General features: G+C 65.9%; 12 protein-coding genes and 1 pseudogene. 9 read left to right on the forward strand and 4 right to left on the reverse strand.

Annotation, left to right across the window (positions count from 1 at the left end):
* The 9 genes from rpsA to V7E26_RS23450 form a co-directional block, all read left to right on the forward strand.
* On the forward strand, positions 1-1,507 hold a 1,507-nt coding region (gene rpsA, locus V7E26_RS23410; RefSeq protein ID WP_324420724.1), incomplete at its 5' end, for a 30S ribosomal protein S1.
* A 301-nt stretch (positions 1,508-1,808) separates the two neighbouring features.
* The gene (gene sppA, locus V7E26_RS23415; RefSeq protein ID WP_324420726.1) at positions 1,809-2,789 is read left to right on the forward strand and encodes a signal peptide peptidase SppA; all 981 of its coding nucleotides are present in this window, start codon (positions 1,809-1,811) and stop codon (positions 2,787-2,789) included.
* A gap of 171 nt (positions 2,790-2,960) precedes the next feature.
* A complete protein-coding gene (locus V7E26_RS23420) occupies positions 2,961-3,266 on the forward strand; it encodes an integration host factor subunit beta (protein ID WP_324420728.1) in 306 nt (101 codons plus the stop codon).
* Positions 3,267-3,347: 81 nt separating this feature from the next.
* A complete protein-coding gene (locus tag V7E26_RS23425) occupies positions 3,348-3,740 on the forward strand; it encodes a LapA family protein (RefSeq protein ID WP_324420731.1) in 393 nt (130 codons plus the stop codon).
* A 64-nt stretch (positions 3,741-3,804) separates the two neighbouring features.
* Positions 3,805-4,464 carry a phosphoribosylanthranilate isomerase gene (locus V7E26_RS23430; RefSeq protein ID WP_324420733.1) on the forward strand — a complete coding sequence of 220 codons (660 nt, stop codon included), beginning with the start codon at positions 3,805-3,807 and terminating at the stop codon, positions 4,462-4,464.
* Positions 4,461-5,678 carry a tryptophan synthase subunit beta gene (gene trpB, locus V7E26_RS23435; protein ID WP_324420735.1) on the forward strand — a complete coding sequence of 406 codons (1,218 nt, stop codon included), beginning with the start codon at positions 4,461-4,463 and terminating at the stop codon, positions 5,676-5,678. The genes V7E26_RS23430 and trpB overlap by 4 nt, the downstream gene beginning before the upstream one ends.
* On the forward strand, positions 5,675-6,511 hold the full coding sequence (gene trpA, locus V7E26_RS23440; protein WP_324420737.1) for a tryptophan synthase subunit alpha: 837 nt from the start codon (positions 5,675-5,677) through the stop codon (positions 6,509-6,511). Before trpB ends, trpA begins: the two co-directional genes overlap by 4 nt.
* Before the next feature lie 99 nt (positions 6,512-6,610).
* A complete protein-coding gene (accD, locus tag V7E26_RS23445) occupies positions 6,611-7,552 on the forward strand; it encodes an acetyl-CoA carboxylase, carboxyltransferase subunit beta (RefSeq protein WP_324420739.1) in 942 nt (313 codons plus the stop codon).
* A complete protein-coding gene (locus tag V7E26_RS23450; protein WP_324420741.1) occupies positions 7,549-8,889 on the forward strand; it encodes a bifunctional folylpolyglutamate synthase/dihydrofolate synthase in 1,341 nt (446 codons plus the stop codon). Before accD ends, V7E26_RS23450 begins: the two co-directional genes overlap by 4 nt.
* A gap of 400 nt (positions 8,890-9,289) precedes the next feature.
* Here the strand turns inward: V7E26_RS23450 and trxA are convergent, their stop codons facing one another.
* The 4 genes and pseudogenes from trxA to V7E26_RS23470 all read right to left on the reverse strand — a co-directional run.
* On the reverse strand, positions 9,290-9,610 hold the full coding sequence (trxA, locus tag V7E26_RS23455) for a thioredoxin (protein WP_016847387.1): 321 nt from the start codon (positions 9,608-9,610) through the stop codon (positions 9,290-9,292).
* A 104-nt stretch (positions 9,611-9,714) separates the two neighbouring features.
* Positions 9,715-13,212: a double-strand break repair helicase AddA gene (gene addA / locus V7E26_RS23460; RefSeq protein ID WP_442893462.1), complete on the reverse strand. Its 3,498-nt coding sequence runs from the start codon at positions 13,210-13,212 to the stop codon at positions 9,715-9,717.
* On the reverse strand, positions 13,206-16,349 hold the full coding sequence (gene addB, locus V7E26_RS23465) for a double-strand break repair protein AddB (protein WP_324420757.1): 3,144 nt from the start codon (positions 16,347-16,349) through the stop codon (positions 13,206-13,208). The genes addA and addB overlap by 7 nt, the downstream gene beginning before the upstream one ends.
* A 174-nt stretch (positions 16,350-16,523) precedes the next feature.
* Positions 16,524-16,945 (reverse strand): annotated as a pseudogene (locus V7E26_RS23470) (nucleotidyltransferase family protein); the annotation flags it as partial.

Here is a 16,945-nt window from a genome sequence, read left to right on the forward strand (position 1 = left end):
CCCCGGCCGCGAAAGCGATCTCAAGGTCGGCGACGAAGTCGAGGTGTTCCTCGACAGAATCGAAAATGCGCTCGGCGAAGCCGTGCTGTCGCGCGACAAGGCGCGCCGCGAGGAGAGCTGGGGCAAGCTGGAGAAGGCGTTCCAGAACAACGAGAAGGTTCACGGCGTCATCTTCAACCAGGTCAAGGGTGGCTTCACCGTCGATCTCGACGGCGCGGTTGCCTTCCTGCCGCGCTCGCAGGTCGACATCCGTCCGATCCGCGACGTCGCGCCGCTGATGAACAACTCGCAGCCGTTCCAGATCCTCAAGATGGATCGCCGCCGCGGCAACATCGTGGTGTCGCGCCGCACGGTTCTGGAAGAGACCCGCGCCGAGCAGCGCCAGGAGCTGGTGCAGAACCTCGAAGAGGGTCAGGTGATCGACGGCGTGGTCAAGAACATCACCGATTACGGTGCGTTCGTTGATCTCGGCGGCATCGACGGTCTGCTCCACGTCACCGATATCGCCTGGAGGAGGGTCAATCACCCGACCGAGGTGCTGACCATCGGCCAGACCGTGAAGGTCAAGATCATCAAGATCAACCACGAGACCCACCGTATCTCGCTCGGCATGAAGCAGCTGCTGGACGATCCGTGGCAGGGCATCGAGGCGAAGTACCCGCTGAACGCGCGCTTCACCGGCCGCGTCACCAACATCACCGACTACGGCGCATTCGTCGAACTGGAGCCGGGCATCGAAGGCCTGATCCACGTCTCGGAGATGTCGTGGACCAAGAAGAACATGCACCCCGGCAAGATCGTCTCGACCTCGCAGGAAGTCGAAGTGCAGGTTCTCGAGGTGGATTCGGTCAAGCGCCGCATCTCGCTCGGCCTCAAGCAGACCATGCGCAATCCCTGGGAAGTCTTCGTCGAGAAGTTTCCGGTCGGTTCGGTGGTCGAAGGCGAGGTCAAGAACAAGACCGAGTTCGGCCTGTTCCTCGGCCTCGACGGCGACGTCGACGGCATGGTCCATCTCTCCGACCTCGACTGGAAGCTTCCGGGCGAGCAGGTCATCGACAACTTCAAGAAGGGCGACATGGTCAAGGCCGTGGTGCTCGATGTCGATGTCGAAAAGGAGCGCATCTCGCTCGGCGTCAAGCAGCTCGAAGGCGATCCCTTCGCCGAGCCGGGCGACGTCAAGAAGGGCGCGGTCGTGACCTGCGAAGTGCTCGAAGTGAAGGAAGCCGGCATCGAGGTGAAGATCTCGGGCACCGACTTCACCACCTTCATCAAGCGCTCCGAGCTCGCCCGTGACCGCAACGATCAGCGCGCCGAACGCTTTGCCGTCGGCGAGAAGGTCGATGCGCGCGTCATCCAGTTCGACAAGAAGGCCCGCAAGGTGCAGGTCTCGATCAAGGCGCTGGAAGTGGCCGAAGAGAAGGAAGCCATCGCGCAGTACGGCTCCTCCGATTCGGGCGCCACGCTGGGCGATATCCTCGGCACCGCGCTCAAGAACCGCGACAAGTAAGCCTATCGCCGGTGCTTCAGTGAACATCAGGCCCCGGTTTCGACCGGGGCCTTTTTCTATCCGTCGTCCCGGACAAGCGAAGCGCGATCCGGGACCCATAACCACTGGCGGATGGAGTTGGGCAAGACTGGAGCCCCATCGAATGCAAAAACCGGCGCCGGTGACTATGGGTCCCCGCGTTCGCGGGGACGACAGACAGGGCCTTGTTATCTTCAAATTGCGCCGCAATTGATGTAATCAGGTAACGCTTTACTGGCGCTACGAGCGCAAAACGCGCTGGCTGTCTTCTGGAGAAATTTCGATGTCGCTCGATTCGGACGTGATCGTCGATCGCCGCAGGATTCGCCGCAAGCTGACCTTCTGGCGGGTTGCGGCCGTTCTGATCGCGGTGGTGGCGATCGTGGGTTTTGGCGCGATCGCGACCCGGAACGGGCCAGTCGGGCTGACATCGTCAGGCTCGATCGCCCGCGTCAATATCGAAGGGCTGATCCGCAGCGACCAGCAGCGCGTCGAGGCGCTGGAGCGGCTGGAGAAATCGAGCCATGCCGCCGTCGTCGTGCACATCAACTCTCCCGGCGGCACCACGGCCGGCTCCGAGCAGCTCTACGATTCGCTGGTGCGGCTGAAGGCAAAGAAGCCGCTGGTCGTGGTGGTCGAGGGCCTCGCCGCGTCGGGCGGCTACATCACGGCGATCGCGGCCGATCATATCGTCGCGCGCCAGAGTTCGCTGGTCGGCTCGATCGGCGTGCTGTTCCAGTTTCCGAACTTCACCGAACTGCTGAAGACAGTGGGCGTGAAGGTCGAGGAAGTGAAATCCTCGCCGCTGAAGGCTGCGCCGAACGGTTTCGAGCCGACCAGTCCGGAGGCGCGCGCCGCGCTCGATGCGCTGGTGAAGGATTCCTATGCCTGGTTCCGCGGCCTGGTGAAGGAGCGGCGCGGCATGGACGACGCGCTGCTCGAAAAGGTCGCAGACGGGCGCGTCTTCACCGGCCGCCAGGCGGTCGAATTGAAGCTGGTCGATCAGCTCGGCGACGAAAAAGCCGCCATTGCGTGGCTGGTCGCGGAGAAAAAGGTAAAAAGCGATCTGCCGGTGCGCGATTTCCGGCTGAATCCGCAGTTTGGCGACCTGACATTCCTGCGCACCGCGGCATCCATCGCATTCGACGGGCTCGGCTTGAGTTCCATCGCGCGCCGGATCGAGCAGGCCGGCGTCGCGCAGGCGGTCGATCAGCTTTCGCTCGATGGCATGCTCGCATTGTGGCGTCCCGCCACGCCCAACTGAGCCGCCCCGGTCGCCCTTCGCCACAATTTCCCGCATTGCGGGTGTCGTCGTAAACCCCTTCCGGGCGGCCTGTGACGCCGCACCCGGTTGCCTAAAAGTGATTTAGCGTCTTGACAGTTCAAGGCATTTTCACGGAAATGGATATCCGCACGACCCCGGATCCCAACTTCGATGATCAAATCCGAACTTGTTCAGCGCATCGCCGAGCACAACCCGCACCTCTACCAGCGGGATGTCGAGAACATTGTGAATGCGATCCTCGACGAGATCGTGGCCGCGCTGGCGCGCGGCGACCGCGTCGAACTGCGCGGTTTCGGCGCCTTCTCGGTCAAGCATCGCCCAGCCCGCGCCGGCCGCAATCCACGCACCGGCGCCCATGTGCCGGTCGACCAGAAGAGCGTGCCGTTCTTCAAGACCGGCAAGGAAATGCGCGAGCGGCTGAACCGTGAGGATGGCGCGCCCGAGGCCGGCGCGTAAGCGTTTCTTCGAACTCGACGGGATGTCGCCGTGCGTGGCGGGCCGGTCGCCCGCTTTTCCCGATCACGACGCGAGATGCTCATGCGAAAGTTCTTCACGGCGCTGGTCGTCATTCCCCTGGGCCTGATCTTCATCGTCTTTGCGGTCGCCAACCGCCATTTCGTGACGGTATCGTTCGATCCCTTCAACGCGACCGATCCGGCGGTCGCGGTCAGCATGCCGCTGTTCGCCGTCATCATTAGCGTGGCCATTCTGGGAGTGGCCGCGGGCGGCATCGCGACCTGGTTCCGCCAGCGCCACTGGCGACGCGCCGCGCGCCAGCATGAGGCCGAGGCCCGGCAGGCCCGGGCGGAGGCGGACAGCCTGCGGGCCGCGGCGGCGGTTTCGCGGGCCGACCAGCAGCGGCTGCCGGCGCCGTCCCAGTACGGCTTCTACGGGGCCGCCGGGCGAGACAAGCAGGGCGCGACGTTGTAGAACCCGCCCCGTCGGCCCGTTCCAATTTGTCCTGGCGGCCGTAGAGATCCGCCTCCGAGAGACCATGTCCCTGCTTGTCAAAATTTGTGGCCTGTCCACGCGCGAGACGCTCGAGGTAGCGCTTGCGGCGGGCGCCGACATGGTGGGCTTCGTGTTCTTTCCGCCGTCGCCGCGCCATCTCGGCCTGGAGGTCGCGCGCGAACTCGGCAAGCAGGCCAGGGGCCGCGCCGTCAAGGTGGCGCTGACCGTCGATGCCGACGACGCCACGCTCGAAAACATCGTCGAGACGCTGCGGCCGGATCTGTTCCAACTGCACGGCAAGGAAACCACCGCGCGGGTGCGCGACGTCAAGGCGAGGTTCGGCCTGCCGGTCATGAAGGTGATCGCGGTCGAAACGGCAGCCGATCTTGCGGCGCTGCCGGGTTATGCGGAGGTCGCCGATCGCATCCTGTTCGACGCCCGCGCGCCGAAGGGCGCCACGCGGCCCGGCGGGCTCGGGACCGTGTTCGACTGGCACGTCCTGGAAAAGCTCGATCTCAAATTGCCCTTCATGGTCTCGGGTGGGCTGACCGCTGATAACGTCGCCGAGGCCGTCAGCGTCACCCGCGCCGGCGGCGTCGACGTATCGTCCGGGGTCGAAAGTTCGCCCGGCATCAAGGATCCCGAGATGATCCGCAATTTCATTCGCGCCGCGCGCGCCACCGAAGAATTGATGGTCCGATGAGTCAAAGCCTGCCCAATTCGTTCCGCAGCGGCCCCGACGAGCACGGCCATTTCGGCATTTTCGGCGGACGCTACGTCGCCGAGACGCTGATGCCGCTGATCCTCGATCTGGAAAAGGCCTATGCTGAGGCCAAGGCAGATCCCGCGTTCCAGGCCGAGATGAACGGCTATCTCAAGAACTATGTCGGCCGGCCGTCGCCGCTCTATCTCGCCGAGCGGCTGACCGAGCATTTTGGCGGCGCGAAAATCTATTTCAAGCGCGAGGAGCTGAATCACACCGGCTCGCACAAGGTCAACAACGTGCTCGGCCAGATCATGGTCGCGCGGCGCATGGGCAAGAAGCGCATCATCGCCGAGACCGGCGCCGGCCAGCACGGCGTCGCGACCGCGACGCTGTGCGCGCGCTTCGGCCTCGAATGCGTGGTCTATATGGGCGCGGTCGACGTCGCGCGGCAGCAGCCGAATGTCATCCGCATGGAGATGCTGGGCGCCAGGGTGATCCCGGTGCAATCCGGCGCGCGGACGCTGAAGGACGCCATGAACGACGCGCTGCGCGACTGGGTCACCAACGTCCACAACACCTTCTACTGCATCGGGACGGTCGCCGGCCCGCACCCCTATCCGATGATGGTGCGTGACTTCCAGTCGATCATCGGCACCGAGACGCGCCAGCAGATGCAGGAAGTCGAGGGACGCCTGCCGGATTCGCTGGTCGCCTGCATCGGTGGCGGCTCGAACGCCATGGGGCTGTTTCATCCCTTCCTCGACGAACCGTCGGTCGAGATCTTCGGCGTCGAAGCGGCCGGCCACGGGCTGACGCAACTGCACGCGGCATCGATCGCCGGCGGCCGTCCCGGCGTGCTGCACGGCAACCGCACCTATCTCCTGATGGATGCCGACGGCCAGATCGAGGAAGCGCACTCGATCTCGGCCGGCCTCGATTATCCCGGCATCGGGCCGGAGCACGCCTGGTTGCATGAAACCGGACGCGTGACATATCTCTCCGCGACCGACGAGGAAGCGCTGGAAGCCTTCCAGTTGCTGTCGCGGCTCGAAGGCATCATCCCGGCGCTGGAATCGGCGCATGCGATCGCGAAACTGGCCGACCTCGCGCCGAAGCGTCCAAAAGATCATCTGATGGTGGTCAATCTCTCCGGTCGCGGAGACAAGGATGTGCCGCAGGTCGGCGATATCTTGAAGGGCAGGAAGCAGTGACCACCCGTATCGACGCGCGTTTCGCCGAACTGAAAAAGCAGGACCGCTCCGCCTTCGTCACCTTCGTGATGTCAGGCGATCCCGATCCGAAGACCTCGCTCGACATCGTCAAGGCGCTGCCGAAGGCCGGCGCCGACATCATCGAACTCGGCATGCCCTTTACCGATCCGATGGCGGACGGGCCCTCGATCCAGGCAGCCGGCCTGCGCGCGCTGAAGGCCGGCATGACGCTGAGGAAGACGCTGGAGATGGTCCGCGGCTTCCGCCAGGACGACGACGCCACGCCGATCGTGCTGATGGGCTACTACAATCCGATCTATATCTACGGCGTCGATAAATTTCTCACCGATGCCAAGGCCGCCGGCGTCGACGGGCTGATCATCGTCGACCTGCCGCCGGAGGAAGACGCCGAGCTCTGCCTTCCCGCGATGAAGGCGGGGCTCAACTTCATCCGTCTGGCGACGCCGACGACGGACGACAAGCGCCTGCCGGCCGTGCTCGCCAACACATCGGGCTTTGTCTACTACGTCGCCATCACGGGCATCACGGGCGCCGCGGCGGCCGACTCGAAGTCCGTCGGCGAAGCGGTTAAGCGCATCAAGCGCCACACCGAGCTGCCGGTGTGCGTCGGCTTCGGCATCCGCACGCCGGAGACGGCGCGGGCGATCGCTGAAAGGGCCAACGGCGCCGTGGTCGGCACCGCGCTGGTCGATGCTCTCAGCGGCAGCCTCGATGCCGAGGGACGGGCGACCCCGAAAACCGTCGGAGCCGTCGCCGACCTTGCGGCCGCGCTGGCGCATGGCGTGCGGGGAGCGAAACAGGCCGCGGAATAAGCCACAATTGCGTGGAATTAGCGTTTTTCACGGCTTGTTGGCTTTGATTCGGCCCGCCATATATTCCAGTCAATGCGTCAACCGCATTTGGAGCGAACCATGAATTGGCTCACCAACGTCGTCCGGCCGAAGATCCGCAACATCCTGCGGCGCGAGACGCCGGAGAATCTGTGGATCAAGTGCCCGGATTCCGGGCAGCTCGTGTTCTACAAGGACGTCGAGGCCAACCAGTTCGTCATCCCCGGCTCGAACTATCACATGCGGATGGGCGCGGCGGCGCGGTTGAAGTCGATCTTCGACAACGAGACCTGGTACGACATCGCGCTGCCTGAGGTGACCGCCGATCCGCTCAAGTTTCGCGACGAGCGCAGATATGTCGACCGCATCAAGGACGCCCGCGCCAAGACCGGGATGAACGACGCCATCAAGGTCGGCTACGGCAAGCTCGAAGGCGCCGGCGTCGTCATCGCGGTGCAGGATTTCGATTTCATGGGCGGTTCGCTCGGCATGGCCGCGGGCGAGGCGATCGTGCGCGGGCTTGAACTCGCGCTCGAAAAGAAATCGCCCTTCATCATGTTCGCGGCTTCAGGCGGCGCGCGGATGCAGGAAGGCATCCTGTCGCTGATGCAGATGCCGCGCACCACCGTCGGCGTGCAGATGCTGCGCGAAGCCAAGCTGCCCTACATCGTGGTGCTGACCAATCCGACCACCGGCGGCGTCACCGCGTCCTATGCCATGCTGGGCGATGTCCATATCGCCGAGCCCGGCGCGCTGATCGGCTTCGCCGGCGCCCGCGTGATCGAGCAGACCATTCGCGAAAAGCTGCCCGAGGGATTCCAGCGCGCCGAATATCTGCTGGATCACGGCATGGTCGACATGGTGGTGCATCGCCACGAGATGCGTCCGACGCTGGCGCGGCTCTGCCGCCTGCTGACCAGATCGCCGGCGCTCGAGTCGGCCTCGAAGCCGGCGCCGCAGGTCACGGACCCCGCGCAGATCGTCTCGACGCCGGAAGCCGTGCCGGCTGCGCCCCACGCGTGAACTTGCCGGCCGCCAGATCCCGCCCGCTCGATGCACTGATCGCGCGGCTGTCCGCGTTGCATCCGAAGCGCATCGATCTCGGCCTCGATCGCATGCAGCGCCTGCTGGATCGCCTGGATCATCCCGAGCGGACGCTGCCGCCGGTGATTCATGTCGCCGGCACCAACGGCAAGGGCTCCACGATCGCCTATCTGCGCGCGATCCTCGAGGCTGCCGGCCTCAACGTGCACGTCTACATCTCGCCCTATCTGGTCAGGCTCAATGAATGCTTTCGCATCGGCGCGAAAGGCGGCGGCCGGCTGGTCGATGATGCCGAACTGCGCCGGGTGCTGGAGCATTGCGAAGAGATCAACAAGGGCGAGCCGATCACGATCTTCGAGATCGAGACCGCCGCGGCGTTCTGCCTGTTCGCGGAGCATGAGGCCGATGTCGTGCTGCTGGAGACCGGCCTCGGCGGACGGCTCGATGCCACCAACGTCATCGAGCGGCCGGTCGCAACGGTGATCTCTCCGATCAGCATGGACCACACCGAATTTCTCGGCACTACCTTGACTGCGATTGCCGGCGAGAAGGCCGCGATCATCAAGCGCGGCGCGCCGGTGATCTGCGCGGAGCAGGCGGCGGAGGCGATGTCGGTGATCGAGGCGCAGGCGGCACGCCAACGCGCGCCGCTGCATGCGGCCGGGCAGCAATGGCATGTCGGCGTCGAGCGCGGACGGCTGGTCTATCAGGACGAGCGCGGCCTGATGGATCTGGCGGCGCCAAGACTGTTCGGCCGGCATCAGTTCGACAATGCCGGTCTTGCGATCGCGACGCTGCGCGCGATCGAGACGTTTGGGATCGGCATGGCGGCGTTCGAGGCCGGCATCGTCGGCGCCGAATGGCCGGCGCGGATGCAGCGTCTCGTCGCAGGCACGCTGGTCGATCAGGGGCCGCCGGGTTGCGAGATCTGGCTCGACGGCGGACACAACTCAGAAGGCGGGCGCGTTGCCGCCGCCGCGCTCGGCGATCTCGAGGAACGGGTGTCGCGCCCGCTGGTGGTGATCGCGGGCATGATGGCGAACAAGGATGCCGGCGCGTTTCTCGCGAATTTCGCCGGGCTGACGCGCCACATCATCGCCGTGCCGATCCCCGGCCGCGACAATGCGATGCCGGTGGACCGGCTCACTGACGCGGCGCGCGCGCTCGGCATGCGCGTGGAAAATGCGGAGAACGTAGCGGCGGCGCTGCAGGCGCTCTCGCGGCTTGCCTATGAAGTGCCGCCGCGGATTCTGATTACCGGCTCGCTGTACCTCGCCGGCCATGTGCTCGATATCAACGGCACGCCACCGGGCTGAGCACATGAGCTGAAAATGGAAATGCCGCTGGAATCGCTTCCAGCGGCGGCCCGGGAAGAAATATCGATTGCTAATGAACTCGCCAGCCCCGGTCTATCGAGAAGTCTAGCCAAGCCGTTCCGATGCTGCGAGTCGGAACCGGCTATTCCCCATTAGAACCTAAGCAGCATGTGGCAGGCCGGCTTCACCCAAATGAGGTAGGTGGGCGCAGCACCGTTCTTGCAAGGTCAGCTCTGCGCGCACAGCCACATCGCGCGCCGTCTGCGCCCTCTCCCGCAAGCGGGAGAGGTGAAGCGCGTCGAACCAAATCATCACGCTCTGTGTTCAATTAGGGAGATCGCCTCAACGCAAACGGCCGGCATTTCGCCGGCCGTGCTCGTAGAAAATCCTGTCGGGTCGATCAGACCGCGGCCGTGATCCACTGCTGCAGCTTCGCCTTCGGCGCCGCACCGACCTGGCGGGAGGCCATCTCGCCGCCCTTGAAGATCATCAGGGTCGGGATCGACATCACGCCGTATTTCGAGGCCGTCTTCGGGCTCTCGTCGACGTTCAGCTTGACGATCTTGACCTTGTCGCCCATGGCGCCGGAAATCTCGTCCAGCGCCGGCGCGATCATGCGGCAGGGTCCGCACCACTCGGCCCAGAAATCGACGACCACCGGCCCGGTCGCCTTGAGCACCTCGGCTTCGAAATCGGCGTCAGAAACCTTGCCAACGGCCATGGGAATTACCTCGTTCGGTTAGAAATGAAGCGGCGCAGTCGGGAATCGCGCCCCAAGGATGATGTGGCAAACCTATGAACGCGATCTTGCCGGGTCAAGCGCGGTCACGCCGAGATGATGGATGCCAGCTCGGCCTCCAGCGCGGGGACGGAAATCTCCATTAATTCAGAGGTTTCTGTCCACAGCAGCGCGGCGCGGATCGTCCGCTGGGGATAAAGCTTCGCCAGCACCGCCCGATACAGCGCTAGCTGGCGGACATAGCCCCGCGGCGCCTCCGACGGTTCGCTCGGCGGCGCGTGGTTGGTCTTGAAATCGACGATCAGGACCTCGCTTTCGGTGACGACGAGCCGGTCGATCTGCCCGGACACGAGGGCCGGTCGCCCGCCCGGTCGGTCCAACCGGCCGACCACAGAGACTTCGGCCCGGCTGCCGGCGGCGAAAACCGGCGCAAAGCGCGCATCCGCGATCAGGGCCAGGGTGCCGTCGGCCATCGCCTGCCGCTCGTCCTCGCTCCAGCCATCGGCATTGCGCGCCAGATAGGCCAGTGCGGCCTCGCGTCGGCGCCCGGCGGCGATATCCGGCAGCGACTGCAGGAGGCGGTGCACCAGCGTGCCGCGCTGCAGGGCCCGCGCCCGCTGCATCAGCGATTCGGCTGAACGCACCGGATAGGCGGCGCTATCGGCGGGATCGGAGGGCCGCAGCAGGCTGTCCGGGGAGGCTTCCGGCTGGGCCGGGGTCAGCAGCCAGTTCGGCAGCACGATCGGTGCCGACGCGGATGCCGCCTCCGCCAGAGCCGCGGAAGGCGCAGTTTCCTCTGTCAGCGAATAGCGCTTCACTAGGCCTGCCGGGGTTTCGATCTCCTGGAGCTGCAAGGCGGAACCGTCGAGCCCCCTGCTGATCAGGTCGTACCAGGACTGCGCGCGAACCGTCTTCATGTTGCCGGGCAGGCAGCCGCCGACGATCAGGCGATCCGCCGCACGGGTCATCGCGACATAGAGCAGGCGGCGGTATTCATCCTCGGTGTCGCCGATCATCGCCGCGCGCGCCGCGACGACGGCCGGCGGATCTTCCGCCTTGCGGCCGGCCCAGACCACGACGCCAGGCGCATGCGGATCGCCATTGCCCTGCGACAGGTTGATCAGCTTCAGCCGCTGCGTATCGGAAGGCGAGGTCGTGGTATCGACCAGGAACACGACGGAAGCCTCGAGGCCCTTGGCGCCGTGCACCGTCATGACACGGACCTCGTCGCGCGAGATTTCCATGTCGCGCTTCACCTCGAGGTCGGCGGTGCGCAGCCAGGCCATGAAACCCTGCAGCGAGGCCGGCGCCTTGCGTTCATAGCTCAGCGCCAGCTCCAGGAATTCATCGAGCGCGTCGTTGGCCTCGTGGCCGAGCCGGCGCAGGATTCGCGCCCGGCCGCCATCGCCGCCAAGCAGCCAGGCGTAGAACGCAAACGGCGTCTCGCCGGCGAAACGGCGTTCGCATTGTTCAAGCCGCCACAGCGCGTCCCGCAGCCGGCCGTCGGTTGCGGCGCGCGCGCTCAATGCGGCGCGCAGCGAAACCTTGCGGTCCCGGGCGATCTTGAACAGGTCGTCATCGTCGAGCCCGAACAGCGGGCTCTTCAGCGCCACCGCCAGCGCCAGATCGTCCTGCGGCAGCAGCAGCGCATCCGCGAGGTTCATCAGGTCGATGATCGCGATGTGCTCGGTCAGCTTGAGGCGGTCGGCGCCCGCGACGGGAATGCCGGCATGCTTGAGCGCCTGGATCACCGCATCGAACGCGTTGCCGCGCCGGCGCACCAGCACCAGCATGTCGCCATAGCGCAGCGGCCGGCGGTCGCCCTTGGCTCCGGTCATCGCGCGGCTTCCGACCAGCGACTTGATCTCGGCCTGGATGCGCCGCGCCAGCTTCACTTCCGGACTGGTTGCGGAGACCCCGTCGAACGGCGCGCGCCAGCCCTCGATGTCCTGCCGGTCGTCGGTCTCCGCGAGCTCCCAGAGATCGATCTGGCTCGGACCCGCATCGGCCAGCGCGTGATGAATTGGATTGCCGATGTCGACCGCATGGATGCTGCGATAGATGTCCTGCTCGCGAAACACCTGGTCGACCGCATGCAGGATCGCCGGCCCGGAGCGGAACGAATAGGTGAAAGATACCGGATCGAACTTCAGTCCGGCGCCCTCGAACTTTCTCTGCAGTGCGCGGCGGCGCAGGTCGAATTCGCGGGGAGCCGCGCCCTGGAACGAGAAGATCGATTGCTTCTCGTCGCCGACCGCGAACACGGTTCGCACCACGCCGTCGCGCGCGCCGGCGCCGGACGTGAATTCGGAGATGATGTGCGCGACGATGTCCCATTGCCGGGGACTGGTATCCTGCGCTTCGTCGATCAGCACATGGTCGACGCCGCGGTCGAGCTTGTAATGCACCCAGCCGGAGGAAACGCGGTCGAGCATTGCCAGGGTCTTGTCGATCAAATCGTCGTAGTCGAGCAGGCCGCGTTCCTGCTTCTCGCGGCGGTAGTTCGCCGCCGCTGATGTCGCGATATAAAGCAGTGCCTCGGTGCGGTCGCGTGCCACCACGGCTCGGCGGCGTTCGATCAGGGGCAGGACGCGGCGGGCTTCGGATTCGAGCAGCCGGCCGATCGCCGGATTGCCGTCGCAGAATTTTTTCGTCACCACCGATTTGCGCGGCGTGCGATCGGCCTCGGTGAGGAACACGCCGAGATATTCGTCGACCTGAGCCGCTCCGGTGAATACCAGCGCGTCACGTAGCCGGGTGGCCTGATCCTGATCGGACTTGTTGCCGGTCTGCAGAACCACTGCAATCTCCGACCATCGCCCGCGCGGCAGATTGGGTCCATCGACGATGTCGCGCTCGACATCTTCAAGACGATCACCCGGCGCAACGCCAAGCGCCGCCGAAATCTGCGCGGCGGCCGCCTGCGCGCTGCCGGCGGCATCCGTCCAGGCCATGAAATGATCGCGGCTGAGACAGGCCTCGCGCACCACGTCCTTGAAGGTGACGTCGGCGGCGCTCGCCATCGCCGTCATCAGCGCGCGGCCGGTCGGGCTGTCCGGATTGCGCGACGCCTCGAGGAACACGGCGAGATTGGCGCGCTCCATCATCTCGTTCTGGTCGCGGTCGTCGAGCACGGCAAAGCGCGCCGGCACGTTGGCTTCGAACGGGAACTGCTGCAGCAGCCGCGTGCACAGCGCGTGAATGGTCTGCACCTTCAGCCCGCCCGGCGTCTCCAGCGCACAGGCGAACAGCTTGCGCGCCGACTTTCGCAGGCGCGCGCCCGGATGGGCGATGCCGGCCTCGCGGATCGCGGCGTCGAGCGCGTCGTCGTCGAGCGTCACCCAATGGCCGAGCATGGTGAACACGCGCTCCGCCATGTTGGCGGCGGCGGCCTTGGTGAAGGTGATGCAGAGGATTTTCTCCGGCGGGACGCCGGCAAGCAGCAGGCGGACCACCCGCTGCACCAGCACATGCGTCTTGCCCGAGCCCGCGTTCGCCGACACGAAGGCGGAGGCCGCTGGGTCCGAGGCGCGCGCCTGCTTGGCGCGAACGTCGTCGGGAATGGAGCGCCGGGCCTTCACCATTCCTCGATCCCCAGGCCGCCGGCCGCCGACCATTCCTTGATGCGGGCGAGATCGTCATAGGCGCCGTAGCGGTTCGACCACATCGACAGATTCAACGATTTGTAAGGCGTCTCTTCGTTCTCGAACGTGCGGATCAGGGCTTCGAGCTGCCCGAGGGCATAGTCGGCCGCCTCGTCCGGCGGCTGCGCCGTCTCGTTCCTGATCTTCAGCTCCAGCGGGCGGTGCTCGCCGGGCGGATTGTTGCCGCTGATCCTGACATAGGCGAGTTCGCCGACGGAGCAGCCGGCCTGGATATTCTCAAAGCCGCCCTCGCGCAGGATCGCGGCCTCCAGCGTCAGTTGCGGCGACAGGCCAATCCGCACCTGCTTGCCGGTCGGCGGCTGCCCGGTCTTGTAATCGAGGATCGCAAAGCTGCCGTCATGGCGCTGCTCGATCCGGTCGGCGCGCGCCGACAGCGTGAAGATGCGTTCGTTGCCGAGCGGAATCTGGATCTCGCCCTTGATCTCGGCGGCAATTCTTTCGATCGTGTCGCGGCGCGCCAGTTCCCAATCGGCAAACCAGGTCGCGATGCGCTGAAACCGCGGCCACCACAGCGCGCGCGCCTCGGGGCGCTCCATCAGCGGCGCGAAATACTTCTCGCCGATGCGGCGCAGCTCCAGCGCGGGCTGCGGCGGCAATGCGTCGGCGAAATCTTGCGTGAATTCGCCGAGCGCGCCATGGATTGCCGAGCCGCGGTCGGCCGCCGACAACGGCATGTCGACGGGATCGAGCGGATCGAGCCGCAGGATGTATCGGGCGTAGATCGTATAGGGATCGCGCAGCCAGTCCTCGATCGCTGTCACAGACAATCTTGTCGGCCGCGTTTCGACCGGCGGTTTCGGCGCGGGCTGCGCGATCGGCGCGACCTCGTCGGACTGATCCAGCTCGGCCGCGAAGCTCACGTATTTTTCTCCGGCGCGTTTTGCCGCGTCCCAGCGTGCTTCGCCGGCCACCGCCTCCAGGCGATGCAGAAAGCGCGAGGCGACGGCCGGCGCGCCGCCGACCTTGGCCGCATGGCTCAGGATCACGTCTTGCGTTCCCAGCAACTGCGCGAAGTCATGCGCGGCGAGACCGATGCGGCGCTCGGGCAGGTCAAGGCCAAGCTCGTGGCGCATCGGCCGGCTCAGCCAGGGATCGACGCGCGGCGCCGGCGGCCACACGCCTTCGACGAGGCCGCCGAGGATGACGCGGTCGGATTCGGTCAGCCGCGCTTCGAGCTGGCCGTAGATCTGCAGCTCCGCATTGGCGGATTCCGGCCGCCGCACCATGCGGTCGGCATAGGCGGTCTGGAACACATCGGGGTAATCGCCGGGCTGCACCAAAAGGCCGCTTGGCTTCTGCTCGGCGAGCAGGTCGTCGAACGCCGCAGCCAGCGCGGCGCCGTGCGTTTGCTCGAACACGACCGCAACGCCGTTCTGATCCGACGACAGCGCGATCAGCGTTTCGCGATGGCGCATCGCCAGCTCGGCGAAATCGAACGGCTTTGACGTGCCCATGATTTCGAGTGGCTGCAGCGCCTTCTGTAACCCCGAGATCAGCGCCTGGGCCTGGTCGAGGTCGCCATCGCGCAATTTGGCGCGCGGCTCGGAGGGGTGGAGAGACGATGTCTCATGGTTGCGGAGCTTCCTGAGCTCGGCGCGGAGACGTTCGAAATCCCGCGCCAGCCCGGCGGTGCCGGCCTGCGGGCGGGTGCCGCGCAGCAGCGCCAGTTCGAGAATCTCGGTCGCGCGCCTGAATGCGCCATATGCGCCGCCAAGTCGAAACAGCGGATGCTTGAGCAGCGCCAGCAACGTCGGCGGCTCCAGCCCCTTGGCGGCCGCTGCCGCGGAGAGGCGGGCAAGGATGCCGCTTGGCGTGTCCATCAGCGCGTCGCCGCCGGAATCGTTGAACGCAAGATTCCAGCGCGTCAGCGCCGCCATCACCCGCCGCGCCAGCGCGCGATCCGGCGTCACCAGCGCGGCCGATTTGCCGAGATGCCGCGCCTCGCGCATCGCCACCGCGATTGCCAGCGCCTCCATCTCGGAACTCGGTGCTTCGACGACGGCAAGCTGCTCCATGCCGGCGGCAATCCGTGCCGACACCTCGGGCTGCGCCAGCCGGTCATGCCATTGCTCGGTCGCGGCTGAGGGGCGCATCGTCTCGGACATCAGCACCTCGCGCCCGCCCGGCGCCGGCTCGCCGAGGCGTTCGACATCGCTTCGCCTGATACCGAGCCGATCCAGCAAGGCGTGCATCGCAAATTGCGGATGGTTCGAGGAAGGCCGGGTGGTGAACTTGCCCTGCGCGTCCCGCTCGCCGCCGATGGTCTGCCAGGATTCCTCGTCGAGATCGGTATCGAGCCCGGGCAGCACCACCGCGCCCTGCTTCAGGCGGGCGACCGCATCGAGAAATTTCGCAGTTGCCGGCATTGAGCCGGTCGAACCTGCCGCGATGATAGGTCCCTCGTGATGGGCGGTCAGGCGCGCAGCTTCCGCCTCGATCAGGCGGTCGCGCCGTTCGGAGGGTTCGATGCGGCGGATCTCGTTCAGGTGTTCCGGCCATGCCTTGCGCGCGATGCGCAGGAATTCGAGGGAATGCTGCCAGTATTTGTCGAACTGGTCGGGCACCAGCTTGTCGAGGGTTTCCCAGGCAACGCCGCGCGTCACCATGTCGTCCATCAGCCGCGCCAGATCGCCGGCGAGCGCCAGTGTCGAGGCCGGGCCGCCGACCACGAGCGGCGACGACACCGGGCTCTTGGCCCATGCCGCCACCAGATGCGCCAGCGTCAGCCGCCGTTCCAGTTCGCCGAGCCGCGGCGGAATGTCGAGCGGGGCCACACCGCTGAACTGCTCGGAGCCTTCCGAAAACGCCAGCTCGTCCTCGTCGATATCGCCGAGCGCCACGATGCGCGGCAGGATCGCCGCGTCCGTCTTCAATTCATCGAGGAAGATTTCCCGCGCCAGCCGCCCGGCGCGGCGGGTCGGCAGGTAGAGCGTGGCGCGCGCGAGATTGAGCGGATCCCTGCGCGCCTCGAATCCCTCGACCAGCCGGCCGTCGATCAGCGCCGCGATGACGGTGCGCAGGAGAGGGGCGGAGAGGGGGACGCTGAAGACGCGCATGGGCTTCCTGATTCGGGATCAGGCGCAATATAGGCAGCGATGACGGAGAGGTCATGGGCTGACGGGGATAACCCCCACTACCCACTGCCGACGCGGTCCGGTCCCATTCTACTTTGCATGGGGTTGTTTTCGAGATTTTTTGTCTGAGCGAGCAGCCGTAGGGGCTGGCGGCCGCTACGCCACACTCTCCAGGAACGCCTCTTCCGCGGCCTGCACCGCGTCGGGGGTTCCGACATGCATCCAGACGCCGTCGAGCCGGAGCCCGAACAGCCGCTCCTGCTCGTTGGCGCGGTCGAACATCCTGGTCAGCGAAAACTCGCTGCTCGGCGCATCGGCGAACAGCGACGGCGACATGATGGCGGCGCCGGCATACACGAACGGCACCACCTGGTGTTCGCGCCGCTTGCGCAGCGCGCCGTCGGGAAGCATGCCGTAGTCGCCGCGGCCGGAATAGCCGATGCTGTTGGTGGTCGGCGCCATCAGAAGCAGGATGTCCATCCGTGCGGGATCGAAGGTCTCGGCGAGCCGCGTCAGGTTGGATCGCACGCCGTCGATCCACATCGTATCGGCGTTGAGATGGAAGAACGGCTCCTTGC

The organism is Bradyrhizobium sp. (genome assembly GCF_036735945.1).
Taxonomy (GTDB): Bacteria; Pseudomonadota; Alphaproteobacteria; order Rhizobiales; family Xanthobacteraceae; genus Bradyrhizobium.

Coding starts and splice junctions, on each gene's coding strand:
- sppA (WP_324420726.1), top strand. CDS start 1,809: ATGTCGCTCGATTCGGACGTGATCGTCGATCGCCGCAGGATTCGCCGC.
- V7E26_RS23420 (WP_324420728.1), top strand. CDS start 2,961: ATGATCAAATCCGAACTTGTTCAGCGCATCGCCGAGCACAACCCGCAC.
- V7E26_RS23425 (WP_324420731.1), top strand. CDS start 3,348: ATGCGAAAGTTCTTCACGGCGCTGGTCGTCATTCCCCTGGGCCTGATC.
- V7E26_RS23430 (WP_324420733.1), top strand. CDS start 3,805: ATGTCCCTGCTTGTCAAAATTTGTGGCCTGTCCACGCGCGAGACGCTC.
- trpB (WP_324420735.1), top strand. CDS start 4,461: ATGAGTCAAAGCCTGCCCAATTCGTTCCGCAGCGGCCCCGACGAGCAC.
- accD (WP_324420739.1), top strand. CDS start 6,611: ATGAATTGGCTCACCAACGTCGTCCGGCCGAAGATCCGCAACATCCTG.
- trxA (WP_016847387.1), bottom strand. CDS start 9,610: ATGGCCGTTGGCAAGGTTTCTGACGCCGATTTCGAAGCCGAGGTGCTC.
- addA (WP_442893462.1), bottom strand. CDS start 13,212: ATGGTGAAGGCCCGGCGCTCCATTCCCGACGACGTTCGCGCCAAGCAG.
- addB (WP_324420757.1), bottom strand. CDS start 16,349: ATGCGCGTCTTCAGCGTCCCCCTCTCCGCCCCTCTCCTGCGCACCGTC.